Below are 11,913 nucleotides of genomic sequence, written 5' to 3' on the forward strand. Positions count from 1 at the left end.
GAGTTGTTCAATAGATTGAAATATAAATGGTTTATGGAAAATGAATAACGTTGGCTATTCTTAGCCTGACGGCTATGCCCCTGGCCCCCCTTTGCGAAAGGGGGGGAAGTTGTTGATGGTTTCCCGATGCGAGCGATCCCGTCCGAAATCCCCCCTGGCCCCCCTTTGCGAAAGGGGGGAAGTTGTTGATGGTTTCCCGATGCGAGCGATCCCGTCCGAAATCCCCCCTGGCCCCCCTTTGCGAAAGGGGGAAGTTGTTGATGGTCACTTTCTAAGCAAGAATTGGCATCGCGGCCGAGGAGGGTCGCTGGGCAGGTGTGCTCCAGACGTCTCCTGGCCCAGAGATTTCTCAACGCGAGCGAGGTTGAATGCATGAGCTGGAAGACGTCCTATCGATCCTTCTACTATGAGTGCGCACCCGAGCCGGATGAGCCGACGCTGCTCCCGCACGAGACAGCAATGCTCTGCATCGACGTGCAGAACTACGGCATGGTGCTGTCCGAAGATCCCGCCGAGCGCGCCCGCTGGGAGCCTTTCCATCAGCGTATGCGCGGCACCGTCATCCCGCAGCTGCGTGCGATGCAGGCGCTTTTTCGTGACAACGGGATCGACGTGATTCACGCCCGCATTGCCTGCCTGCTCGACGACGGACGTGACCGCTCTCTGAGCCAGAAGCTGCCGGGCTGGAACAACCTGCTGATGCCGCAAACGGCAGAGGCCTCTCAGATCATCCCGGAACTGGCCCCGGCGCCGGGCGAGATCGTTGTGACCAAGACGACTGACAGCGCGCTCACAGGCACTAACCTGCGTCTGGTCCTCAACAACATGGGCATCCGCAACGTTATCGTCACAGGCATCTATACGGATCAATGCGTGTCATCGACCGTCCGCAGCCTGGCCGACGAAAGCTTCTTCGTCGTCTTGCTGGAAGACTGCTGCGCTGCCGGTACCGAGGCGCTGCACCAACGTGAACTCGAGATCATCAACATGATCTATTGCCATGTGATGAGCAGCGACGAACTTGTCGGTGTCATGGGGCTGAGCTGATTGGCCAACTGCGGCCCGCGTCTTCAATGAAGAACCGGCGGAAGTTGAGGCAAGTCAGCGGGGATGGGCTTTGACCGAAATCGCCTAAGAGGCGGCCCCAATCGGGGTGTTTTTACCCTTGCTCTCCCAGTCCCTGGTGAGGCGCGCATAGGTCTTGTCGAGCTGCTTGCGTAGGTTGTTGCCTTCCTGGTCCAGGAAGGTCATGAAGGCGCGGGCAACAACGGAGAGTTCCTTACCCTTGGCGTGCGCCACATACCACTCGCGCTCGATCGGGAAGCCCTGGACGTCGATGATGCGCAGCGGCGTTTGCTGAGCTTCCTGGGCCAGGGTGTGCAGCGAGAGGACGGAGACGCCGAGCTGGCCGGAGATGGCGTGCTTGATGGCCTCGTTGCTGCCGAGTTCCATGCGGACCCGAGGCTTGGCGTTGCCATCCTCGAACACCTTCAGGACCCAGTCGCGGATGCCGGATCCGGGCTCGCGCATGATGAAGTATTCCTCGGCCAGTCGCGACACCGGAATGTTGCGCTCCTTCGTCAGGGGGTGATCGCGATGGGAGAAGACGTAGAGCGGATTCGGCGCGAAGGCATGTGCCGTCAGCTCGAAGTCCCGGTCTGGGACTTGCCCGAGGATATAGAGGTCGTCCTTGTTCGCTGCGAGTCGCTCGAGCACGCTGTCGCGATTCGTCACCTTGAGCGCGACGTCCACGCCTACGTGCTGCTGACAGAAGCGGCCGAGCACCTCCGGAGCGAAATATTTGGCGGTGGTGATGACGCAGAGCTTGAGATAGCCCCGCTTGAGCCCCTTGAGATCGGAGACCTTCATCTCGAAGCGGTCGAGGACGTCGAAGATCTCCTTGACCATGGTCTCCAGCTCGCGCCCCGCGTCGGTCAGATAGACGCGTCGGCCGATCTGCTCGAACAGGGGCAGGCCGATGACTTCGGTCAGACGCTTGATTTGCGTGGAGACCGTCGGCTGCGTGAGATAGAGTTCGTCCGCCGCCTTGGTGAAGCTACCCAGGCGGGCGATGGCCTCGAACACCTGAAGCTGACGCAGACTGACGTGACGGACCAGATTGAGCATTGACTCGTACATGGGCAGCTCGGCGTGGGTGCGATGATCGCGGTTTTAGAGATCGGCTTTCCGCATTCCGTCCGTGACTGCTGGCACGCTGCACGCCTTCAACTCCCGTGCCAGCGAGGAAGGTCGGTCAGCGGTAGATCAATCAGGCCAGACAGGGTTGCGTGAACGATAGCCGTGATCGTACGCGGTCTTGGCCTGTGGACGGCTCGCCGCGCGCCTGGTGCTGGTGCGCTTGCTAATCCCCTCCGTGCTCTTGGTCTTGGTGACTGGCTTGGCGACCGTTGCTGGCTTGGCGACCGTCGCGGGCTTGGACGCCGGCGTCTGCTCGGGGGGCTGGGTTTCATTGGTCATGCCTGAGTTCCTTGGTCCTCGGTCGGTCAAGCGGGCAAGGACGCACTCGCGACCAGTCCGTCGACGCGCTGTGCGAATGCGCGCTGGTCTAGGGTGATGGCGCCGGATTCCTCGTCGGCCTGAATGGTGAGGCTGACATGGGTGCGGCCGAAGCTGATGTCCGGGTAACTTCCAGTGGACTCGCTGACGTCGGCGAGTGCCTCCAAGAAGTCGCGGGTCTCCTCGTAGTCCGAGAATTCGAGCCGACGCTCGAGACGGGCAGGGCGTTTACGCTCTTTCCAATGGTCCTGTGCGATGCTCATGGCTTCCTCCAGTGCTTCATGGTTTGTCGGGTGGACAAGCAGGTGCGGCCCACCGATCTTGGCGCTGGCTCGGGTGGACTTGGCTCGCGCTCGTCAAGCCTAGCGGCTACCCGGCCGACTCAGCGGTTCCACGCCAGGGCATATTCGCGGCGCAGCCGATCCAGCCACGTCTCGATCTCGCGGGCATGGGTCAGTTCCTCGTCGTGCAGCCCGTGGAAGAGGGCGCGGTCTTCCGTGTCGCCGATCAGGGCGCAGTACTGGGCCGCCTCGCGGTAGAGTTCCACCGCGCGCAGTTCCAACAGGCGATCGGCCTCGAGCAGCTCAATCAGCGATGGGCCGGCACGCACCGGAGTGAGCTGGGAGGCATTGGGCATGGCGCCGAGCTGCAGCATGCGATTGGTTAGGCGCTCGGCGTGCTCCTGCTCCTCCAGCGCCTCCCGGCGGAAGTGCTCGCAAACCTCATCCATGCCCCAGAGTTTCGCCAGTCCGGCGTGGGTGAGGTATTGCTGCACGGCGCTCAGCTCATGGCTCATGGCGCGACCCAGGTAGCCAAGCACCCTGGGGCTGACCAGTGTGGGCGTTGCTGTCATGCTCGTCGATCCTCAGTGGGCTTCGGTGGACTGCGCAGGCGCTCGTCCACCCCGTCAGGCTCAAGCCCGAGCCGTGCCCGTATCCGCCGGTTTCTCTGGCAGCACGGGCTCCACCTCGCGGTGCGGGCGGGCAATGATGTGTGCCGCGACCAGACCGTCGCCGACCCGCTCGCAGGCATCGGCGCCTGCGCGCACCGCGGCGTTGACGGCGCCGGTCTCCCCGCGCACCAGCACGGTGACATAGCCGCCGCCGACGAACTCCCGACCGATCAGCCGCACCTCCGCAGCCTTGGTCATGGCATCCGCCGCTTCAATGGCGGGCACCAATCCACGCGTCTCGATCATGCCGAGCGCAATACCGTAACTTTCACTGGCCATGGTTGTCGTTCCTCACATTGATTAAGTGATAGTTGGGGTGGACACGCCCCGGCGATGTCCACCGAAATTTTGTGGCGCTCTTGCTGATCTGCGCCGCGCCCCTCACGCCCCTCAGTCCAGGCTCGTTCGGCCGCTGTTCTTAGGCCGCCTCTTTGTTATCTGGGCTGCCCATGGGCAGGACGGGCTCCACCTCGCGGTGGGGGCGGGCGATGATGTGGGCCGCGACCAGGCCGTCGCCGACCCGCTCGCAGGCATCGGCGCCTGCGCGCACCGCGGCGTTGACGGCGCCGGTCTCCCCGCGCACCAGCACGGTGACATAACCGCCGCCGACGAACTCCCGACCAACGAGGCGCACCTCGGCGGCCTTGGTCATGGCATCCGCCGCCTCAATGGCGGGCACCAGACCGCGGGTTTCGATCATCCCCAATGCAATCCCGTAGTGTTCGTTGGCCATGGCGTGTTGCTCCTCTGTTTCAGAAAGATCGTTCAGAAAGGGCGGCCTGCGCCGCCTAAGCCAGTTGACCTGGACGTTTCCAACTCTGCTGGAGCTAGTCCAGCGCTGCGCGTGAATCCTCGTCCCAACGGTCGATGATTCCGCCAATGCTCAGGTCCGTGAGGATCTTGCTGCCGACCGCCAGACGGGCGGCCGAGCCGCTGATCGTGAAGACCCAGTTGCCTGGCCGGGTCCCAATGGTGTCCACGGCGACTGCGCGGCTGCCCGAGCGTGAGCGCAGCACCCGCAGCGAGACATTCGCCAGACCGGGCACGCGGCGCGAGCACACCAAAGAATCTTCGACCTGCATGATGTCCACCCTCAGTCCTCCTTCCAGTGGTCGATGATGCCGACGATGGTGAGGTCGCTGGGGTACTCCTTGTGGCCCGCAGCCTCCCGCGCGGCCGAGCTGCCGACGCAGATCACCCAGTCGCCTGGCGTGCAGCCGACGGCGTCGACCGCGACCGCCTTGCTGCTACCGTCACGCACCACCTGCAGGTGGCGATGCTCTAGCCCAGGGATGCGGTTGGTCGCCACCAGGGGCTTTTCGACCTGACAAATCTTCATACACTCTGCTCCAGGCCAGGTAGCGAGCCACCGACGCATTCGATGGGGCTGTGGCGGCTGGTGTCGCGGACCGTCCAATAGGTCTGGATCAAGCCTTGCTTGGTGAGATCCGGATAGCGTGCGCCGATGGCCTCGGCGACCCGCGCGCAGCGCTGGATGGCCCGCTCGCGCCCCCCTGGGACCTGACCCGAGTAGTCGAAGCGCAGCACGACGGGAATGGGGAGCCCGTGCGCGACATTGAGCCGACGGAAGATCTTGATGCCGACATCCAGGTCGGTTGCGCCTTCCTCCAGGGTTCGCATGTAGGCGAAGTAGGTCAGGTTGCGCAGGTGGATCTCCTCGAAGTCCGCGCCGACGCCAATGAAGCGCTCCTCGTGTCCGGCGTCCGGGTAGTGTCCGCCTGCGTAGGCGCGCACATAGTCGATCTGCGACACATTGTTCTCGACGAGCCGCGCCATGAGCCGCTGCATGCCGGCCTCGGGCGCTGGTCCGCCGTCACTCGGTTGGGCGATGACGTCACGAATTCGGGCTCGGGCGGCATCCGGGGCGAGGCCCAGGGTCTCGCGGTAAAGGCCCCCGGCATCGACGAAGCGGTCCAGGTCGGGCTCACCCGTTCCATCCGGCAGATGCAGGCGCAGCCTGTCGGTGTCCGTGTCGATCCCGACCAGCAGCACCGCGATGGAGGCGCCGCAGCAGTAGCTGCTCTCGACCGCCCTGCGAAAGTCTCGGAGCTTCTCGAGCCCGGCGGCGGCGGCCTTGCGGGTGTCGCTGCCGTGCGCCGCGCAGCCCTGGTGTTCTGGATCGCGGCTGCTGTAGTGATAGACCAGGGTCTTCAGATAGCGGGTCGGTGCGTCGGCCAGATTCGGCACTCCCTCGCGGAATCGGCTCAACTCGACGCTGGACCAGCGCTGCAGTGCCTCCTCGACGTCGAAAAGGGCGCCGGCGTAGGACTTGCGGCGCACCGCGCCCATGGGCAGCCGCAGCACATAGCTGATGGCGTGTGCCAAGCGGCCGTCCGAGCAGGGCGTCACGTTCATGGCGTGAAAGCCGCATTCGAGCAGGAAGTCGCGATAGGCCTGGGACTGGCGGCGCGTTTCCAAGGGGTCGGTCTCGAAGTAGCCCGTGCTCGAGGACCGAAAGGTCTCGAAGGTGGCATGGGCGAAGAGCGCGCGCATATCCAGGCTGCCGATCCAGGCATTCCGCAGCAGTTCGGCCGGCAGTTCGAATCCCAGCGTCTTGCGGCTCTCCTCCTGTGCCCAGGTCTCGAAGCCCGGCTCGTGCTGGCGAGCCGCGATGGCCTTGAGGGTCGGCACGATGCGGGCGAAGCCGTCCTTGATTCCAGTCTCGTAGCTACGCAGACGGCGGTTGTCGTCCTGTCGCGTCAGGGGGTGCTGGCTGCTCGCCCCGACGCTGGCCGCCACGGCGGGCGGCGCCGTGTGCGCTGCACTCGCCATCGCGGGCACCACAGGTGCCGCTGCACGCGCAGCGCTGGGGCGCGAGGCCCGCGAACCGTTGACGCTGCTGTACAGCGGGGCGCGGGTGCGACGACGGGACTGCTTGCTGGAATTCATCGCCTATGCTCCTCGATCCCTATGCCCGATCAGCCCCTAGCCCCGCCGGACAGCGTGACCAGCGCGCCGCGGTCAGTGCTGCCGCTGCTACCGGTGATGTGCTGCTCTGGCGCGCTGCGGTCCTGAGCGTCACGGAAGGCACGTGCACCCGCGAAGGCGCCCAGGGGCGGGCCCCGTCGCGTCGGGTTGCGCCCGGCCGCCGACTTGCCCTCGGTCCCGGTCACACGCTCGTTGCGACCCCAGTCGTCGCCGGTGATGCGCGACCCGCCATCCATGCCTTCGCCCGTGATGCGTGGACGCGGCTCGCCCGGCGCGCTCTCCGGCGCTTGAGTTGCGGGGGAGGGCATCGCGGCCTTGGTGCGCCCCGTGCCGGAGCCCGTGACGGCGCCGTTGCGTAGACGGAAGTTCTCCGTCCCTGTCACCATGTCCATAGCCATGTCGAAGGGGCCCGTGATACGGCTGGCGGAACTGTCATAGGCAGTCCCGGTCACCGTGCCAGCGCTCTCCTTGGCGGGCGCAGTGCGTGCCGGCGTGCTGACGCTGAAGGCATCCCAGTTGCCGCCGTGGAGCGGCTGGGGAAAGTCTGGGCTGCCCGGCGTCGCCTCGGCACCCTCGCCGCAGACCGCGAAGGCTTGATCCCGGCCCATGTAGGGTGTGCCCGTCACGGACTGGCAAGCGCCCTTGGCCGCGCCGGTCATGGTCCCATCAATGCCCGGCTGGAGGCCGGTGAGGGCGGCGCCAGGAGCGCTGACTGGCGCGCTTGCACGCATCGCCATGGCCTGCGCAACCTTGGGTCCACAGTGTTCGAGTAGGTTGCCGGCCCCGAGATAGGAGGTTCCGGTGACGATCTCGCAGGCGCCGGGTTCATCACCGGTCACACTGTGCGAGCGCCCAACCTGGTTTCCCGTCACCTGCTGGCCATGCCAGGTGGCATCGACGCCAACCTTGGGGCCGCGACTCGGCTCGGGGTCGGACTTACAGAAGGACCGAAACTGCTCGGCGCCGAGGTACTCGTCACCGGTCACGCGCTGGCAGCTGCCGGGCTCATTGCCCGTCATGCGCTCGCGGCGTCCGATCACGGAGCCCGTCACCGAGCCGCCACGGAAGGTCTCCGTGCGCTGGACCTTAGGCGGAGCACCTTCTGGACCAGGCGCTGTGTAGGGTGTTCCGGTGAGCACACGCCCCGCGCCCGTCTCGTCGCCCGTAACCTTGGCGTTGCGATTGACTTGAGAGCCGGTCATGGCTTGGCCGTGCTGGGTCTGGGTGACGGCGCTCGCCCTGCCAGGTGCTGGCTCGGGTGTGATGTCGCAGAACTCCTGGAACAGCTCGGCACCCATATACTCGGTGCCGGTGACGCCGCGACAGCTGCCGGCCTCATCTCCCGTGGTGCGGACGCTGCGGCCGACCTTGGTACCCGTCACCGCTTGTCCGGAAGCAGTCTCGCTGGTCTCGACCTTGGCGGGCGCGCCCGCGGCATCGCCGCGCGACGATGGCCGTGGACGGCCGCTCGGGCGTGGACCCGCGTTGCCGCACTTACCGTGCTCGCAGCGCTCCTCGCGCACCCGTTTGGCGATCTCCCGAGAGCTGACGCCAGCATTGCGCATCAGCGTGGTCGCCGCCGCGTTGCGCGAACGACCGCCGAGCGCCTCGACCCCCGTCTTGCCGCGATCCGCCATCGCCGCCCGTCTGGCCATGGAGGCCATGCGGCCGCGCGATGAGCCGACCTTCTTGGCACTGGTCGCGCGAGCACGGGCAGTGCGACCGCGCCGCTCTGGGGTTGCCGGTCGCGCCGACTCCGACTCGCGCTTCGCCGCTGCGGCCTTCGCGCGCTCGCGCCTGGTCGGCGTTGGGGGCTCGGGCGTTGCCGTGACGGGCGCCGCCGGCGCGTCCGCACCAGCGATGGCGCGACGCCGTGCGATGGCGGCATCCCGGCCGCTGAGACCGCGTGTGCGCGCCTTCAGATCAACCGCCGCCTGGGTGCTGGCGCCCGCTTTGCCCCGCGTGAGCCGCTCGCGCCTTTGGATCGAACGCTCACGACCCTGATTCACGACAGGCTTGCGATTGCGGGCGCGCTCAAGCTTGGGCGCCGGTGCGGCCGGCCGAGGACTTGCCTCGGGTGCGGCCTCCGGGCGGGTGACAGCTTGGTCGCGGTCGGCCGTGCGTTGCCTCGCCCGAGGGCTCGCCGTTGCGGCGGCTGGAGCCGCCCGGTTGAGCTTTCCGCCGGCCGCGATAGCACGACGCCGTGCGCGGGACGCCTCCCGCCCCGTGAGACCTGTATTGCTACCAGTCTTGTCCATGCGTGCCTCTCGCGCAGTTCTGAGAAGTGGGTCGATTGGTCACTCGTCTTGATGCCGGGATCAGATGGCCCGGTACACCAGGAAGGAGTGCCCCTTGCTCTGGGCGTAGGTGTCATAGCCGACCAGGCGGACGTGGTGATCCGGGTAGCTGCGTCGGCAGGCCTCGATTTCGGCCAGGATGACGTTTGGATCCTGCTCGCCGAAGAAGGGCATCTTCCACATCGGCCAGTAGTACTCGAAGGCCTTGCTCGGGTGCTCGTGCTCGAGCGAGGCGTTCCAGCCGTTCTCCAGGATGTAGAGGATCTGCTCCATCAGCTCGTCGCGGTTCAACGGAGGCAGGTAGGAGAAGGTCTCGTAGCGGCCGATAGTGGCGTGATCGCCCATGGTGCTGGCGGTGCTCATAGCGTTTCTGTCCTCTCAGGTCGAATGGGGTTCTGGCGTTGAGTCCTGTGGGGCGGGCCTTAGGCCGCGTCCAGCTTGTCCACGACGTCGAACTCGAACTTGATCTCCTTCCAGGTCTCCATGGCGATGGCGAGTTCGGGGCTGTGACGCGCGGCCTCGGTGAGGATCTCGCGGGCGTTCTTCTCGACCTCGACACCCTCGTTGCGTGCCTTGACACAGGCCTCGGTCGCGACCCGGTTGGCCGCTGCGCCCGCCGCGTTGCCCCAGGGATGGCCCTGGGTGCCGCCGCCGAACTGCAGCACCGAGTCGTCGCCGAAGATGGTCACCAGCGCCGGGATGTGCCAGACATGGATACCGCCAGAGGCCACGGCCATGACGCCCGGCATGCCGCCCCAGTCCTGATCGAAGAAGAGGCCGCGCGAACGGTCCTCGGGCACGAAGGATTCGCGCAGCGCGTCGACGAAACCGAGCGTCGACTGGCGGTCGCCTTCGAGCTTGCCCACGACCGTACCCGTGTGGAGATGGTCGCCGCCGGAGAGGCGCAGACACTTGGCCAGCACGCGGAAATGGATGCCGTGCTTGGGGTTACGGTCGATAACGGCGTGCATGGCGCGGTGGATGTGCAGCAGCATGCCGTTATCGCGGCACCAGTTGGCGAGACTGGTGTTGGCCGTGAAGCCGCCCGTGAGGAAGTCATGCATGATGATGGGCGCGCCAAGCTCCTTGGCGAACTCCGCCCGCTTGAACATCTCCTCGCAGGTCGGCGCGGTGACGTTGAGATAGTGCCCCTTGCGCTCGCCGGTCTCCTCTTGGGCCTTGCGCACGGCCTCGGAGACGAACTCGAAACGGTTCTGCCAGCGCATGAAGGGCTGCGAGTTGACGTTCTCGTCGTCCTTGGTGAAGTCCAGACCGCCGCGCAGCATCTCGTACACGGCGCGGCCGTAGTTCTTGGCGGAGAGCCCCAGCTTGGGCTTGACCGTGGCGCCCAGGAAGGGACGGCCGTACTTATCCATACGGTCGCGTTCGACCTGAATGCCGTTCGGCGGGCCGCCGCAGGTCTTGACGTAGTGCAGCGGGAAGCGGATGTCTTCAAGGCGCAAAGCGCGCACCGCCTTGAAGCCGAAGACGTTGCCGACCAGCGAGGTCAGCACGTTCACGATAGAGCCCTCTTCGAAGAGGTCGATCGGATAGGCGACGAAGGCATAGAAGCTCTCGCGGTCGCCCGGCACGTCCTCGATGCGATAGGCGCGCCCCTTGTAATAGTCGAGATCGGTCAGGAGATCCGACCAGACCGTGGTCCAGGTGCCCGTCGAGGATTCCGCCGCGACTGCGGCCGCAGCCTCTTCACGCGGGACGTCAGACTGGGCCGTCACCTTGAAGCAGGCCAGAAGGTCTGAATCCAAAGGGACGTAATCCGGGGTCCAGTAGGTGAGTGCGTAGTCTTTCACGCCCGCGTCGTAGGTCTTGGTGCTCATGATTCACTCCGTTCTATGGATGCGGCCTCGATGTGCGGAGAATGTAAATGGGTCATCCTTTCACTTCCAATCAATAAGGGAAATGGAACCCATCGACAGAAGTCGATATATCGGTCTGGAGGGTGCTGCTTGCGATTGGCCAGATTCGTGCCAAGGATGCGAACGGCTTGCGGCATGAGCGCGCTGACGGCGTCTTGGAACGGCAAGAAAGGGGAGAGCCCAGGTGGGCTTGCGTTGGGCGTCCTTGCCCCTGAAAGGGAGGAAGCTCACCACCTATCGGTTTTATGTAGCCAGGGCTTCCAGCCCTAGCAAACCAGGCCAGGATGGCCTGGCTACGCAGGCTTGGAGCGGCTGTTCCGGTTGATTTCGGGAAACCGCTAGGTGTTGAGGGGAGGAAGAGAGAGGCTTGCTGAAGCGGGGTGGATCAGTGGGGGCGGTAGACCGCGAGCGACAGCCGGCTGCGCCAGGTCATGTTCTCGACGCTCAGACGAATGTGGTGGTCGGCATGCTTACGCCGGCAGTCCTCGATCGAGGCGTAGATGGATCCTAGGTCACCGTTGAAGCACTGGGGCTTTTCCCATGTCTGCCAATGGGTGAGTCTCGGCTGCATGCTGGCTGCGTGCTCGACGCAGATCACGCAACTTCTGTCGATGCAGTGGGAGAGACGGTCAAGAATGGCCGCTTCGGTGCTCGGAGCGCCGCTAGTCTCTGTGTGCTGAGCAGTTTGCGGATGCGTGGTCATGATGTCTCCTTCGGTGTCAATGTGGTCGAGCGAGCCCGGCGCCCCATGGATTCTTGCTGTCTGCGTTTCGGCCCCGGCTGTTCCTGCGTGATCGCGGACGGCTAGCCCAACGACAGGTCCAAGCGTAGTTCCTGAGTAAGAAAGTAGGAAATTCAAATTTGACGGCCCTTGGATTGACTAAGGTCAATGGCAGTCGGACAGCAAAGCCTTGGGGTGATGCATCCGAGGGCGGGCAGGATCTGCAGGCCGCTCGCGCAGCCCCGGTCACCGCGACCTCATGGCGAAGGTCGCGACCTTTGGCGCCGTGGTCGATACCTTTACGAGTAGCGACTTCAAGGCAGCGATGCCCGCTGAACGCCTCTGGGTCCTGTCACGTCTGGACGACTCGGTTTCGGCCTGAGGAAGTGTCCATCAACAACTTCCCCCCTTTCGCAAAGGGGGGCAGGGGGGATTTCGGGCGGCATCGCTCGCATCGGGAAACAATTGATGGGCATTTTCTTAGGGGTGCCCGAGACGGATGGCGGAGGAAATCACCCGCGCCGAGTGCGGCCTTGCATTGATGTGGCTTCTTGGGATAGCGTGCAAGCCACTTATGCATCTCAGGAAACGCATCATGGC

Annotated in this window: 15 protein-coding genes; 2 read left to right on the top strand and 13 right to left on the bottom strand. The window is 65.0% G+C overall.

Annotated features, from left to right (window positions below):
* The first annotated feature begins 372 nt into the window (after nucleotides 1-372).
* The gene (locus G3480_RS22335; protein ID WP_164656233.1) at nucleotides 373-1,047 is read left to right on the top strand and encodes a cysteine hydrolase family protein; all 675 of its coding nucleotides are present in this window, start codon (nucleotides 373-375) and stop codon (nucleotides 1,045-1,047) included.
* An 84-nt stretch (nucleotides 1,048-1,131) separates the two neighbouring features.
* Here G3480_RS22335 and G3480_RS22340 read toward each other — a convergent pair whose 3' ends face one another.
* From G3480_RS22340 to G3480_RS22400, 13 genes are all read right to left on the bottom strand, one after another.
* Nucleotides 1,132-2,139, bottom strand: a complete 1,008-nt coding sequence (locus G3480_RS22340) for a LysR family transcriptional regulator (protein WP_164656235.1) — start codon at nucleotides 2,137-2,139, stop codon at nucleotides 1,132-1,134.
* 126 nt (nucleotides 2,140-2,265) lie between these two features.
* Entirely contained in the window at nucleotides 2,266-2,478 is a 213-nt protein-coding gene (locus G3480_RS22345) for a hypothetical protein (RefSeq protein ID WP_164656237.1), read from the bottom strand.
* Nucleotides 2,479-2,504: 26 nt separating this feature from the next.
* The gene (locus G3480_RS22350; RefSeq protein WP_338114203.1) at nucleotides 2,505-2,837 is read right to left on the bottom strand and encodes a 4a-hydroxytetrahydrobiopterin dehydratase; all 333 of its coding nucleotides are present in this window, start codon (nucleotides 2,835-2,837) and stop codon (nucleotides 2,505-2,507) included.
* Between the two features lie 62 nt (nucleotides 2,838-2,899).
* Nucleotides 2,900-3,352 carry a ferritin-like domain-containing protein gene (locus tag G3480_RS22355; RefSeq protein ID WP_164656258.1) on the bottom strand — a complete coding sequence of 151 codons (453 nt, stop codon included), beginning with the start codon at nucleotides 3,350-3,352 and terminating at the stop codon, nucleotides 2,900-2,902.
* Between the two features lie 78 nt (nucleotides 3,353-3,430).
* Complete coding sequence (locus G3480_RS22360; RefSeq protein WP_164656241.1) at nucleotides 3,431-3,748, bottom strand: alpha-carboxysome major shell protein CsoS1; 318 nt, start codon at nucleotides 3,746-3,748, stop codon at nucleotides 3,431-3,433.
* Between the two features lie 139 nt (nucleotides 3,749-3,887).
* Nucleotides 3,888-4,202 carry an alpha-carboxysome major shell protein CsoS1 gene (locus G3480_RS22365; RefSeq protein WP_164656243.1) on the bottom strand — a complete coding sequence of 105 codons (315 nt, stop codon included), beginning with the start codon at nucleotides 4,200-4,202 and terminating at the stop codon, nucleotides 3,888-3,890.
* Between the two features lie 94 nt (nucleotides 4,203-4,296).
* The gene (locus tag G3480_RS22370) at nucleotides 4,297-4,560 is read right to left on the bottom strand and encodes a carboxysome peptide B (RefSeq protein ID WP_164656245.1); all 264 of its coding nucleotides are present in this window, start codon (nucleotides 4,558-4,560) and stop codon (nucleotides 4,297-4,299) included.
* 2 nt (nucleotides 4,561-4,562) lie between these two features.
* Nucleotides 4,563-4,808, bottom strand: coding sequence for an alpha-carboxysome shell vertex protein CsoS4 (locus tag G3480_RS22375; RefSeq protein ID WP_164656247.1), 246 nt, complete (start codon nucleotides 4,806-4,808; stop codon nucleotides 4,563-4,565).
* Complete coding sequence (locus G3480_RS22380; protein WP_164656249.1) at nucleotides 4,805-6,379, bottom strand: carboxysome shell carbonic anhydrase; 1,575 nt, start codon at nucleotides 6,377-6,379, stop codon at nucleotides 4,805-4,807. The genes G3480_RS22375 and G3480_RS22380 overlap by 4 nt, the downstream gene beginning before the upstream one ends.
* A gap of 29 nt (nucleotides 6,380-6,408) precedes the next feature.
* Entirely contained in the window at nucleotides 6,409-8,676 is a 2,268-nt protein-coding gene (locus G3480_RS22385; protein WP_164656251.1) for an alpha-carboxysome scaffolding protein CsoS2, read from the bottom strand.
* A 60-nt stretch (nucleotides 8,677-8,736) separates the two neighbouring features.
* The gene (locus G3480_RS22390; protein WP_164656253.1) at nucleotides 8,737-9,078 is read right to left on the bottom strand and encodes a ribulose bisphosphate carboxylase small subunit; all 342 of its coding nucleotides are present in this window, start codon (nucleotides 9,076-9,078) and stop codon (nucleotides 8,737-8,739) included.
* A 59-nt stretch (nucleotides 9,079-9,137) separates the two neighbouring features.
* Nucleotides 9,138-10,553: a form I ribulose bisphosphate carboxylase large subunit gene (locus G3480_RS22395; protein WP_164656255.1), complete on the bottom strand. Its 1,416-nt coding sequence runs from the start codon at nucleotides 10,551-10,553 to the stop codon at nucleotides 9,138-9,140.
* Between the two features lie 424 nt (nucleotides 10,554-10,977).
* A complete protein-coding gene (locus G3480_RS22400; RefSeq protein ID WP_164656256.1) occupies nucleotides 10,978-11,295 on the bottom strand; it encodes a RuBisCO small subunit-like domain-containing protein in 318 nt (105 codons plus the stop codon).
* A gap of 277 nt (nucleotides 11,296-11,572) precedes the next feature.
* On the opposite strand from G3480_RS22400, the gene G3480_RS29110 reads away from it, so the two are divergent.
* On the top strand, nucleotides 11,573-11,695 hold the full coding sequence (locus G3480_RS29110; RefSeq protein ID WP_276611746.1) for a hypothetical protein: 123 nt from the start codon (nucleotides 11,573-11,575) through the stop codon (nucleotides 11,693-11,695).
* Nucleotides 11,696-11,913: the final 218 nt, after the last annotated feature.

Origin of the sequence: Thiorhodococcus mannitoliphagus, from assembly GCF_010915725.1 — a bacterium.
Classification (GTDB): domain Bacteria; phylum Pseudomonadota; class Gammaproteobacteria; order Chromatiales; family Chromatiaceae; genus Thiorhodococcus; species Thiorhodococcus mannitoliphagus.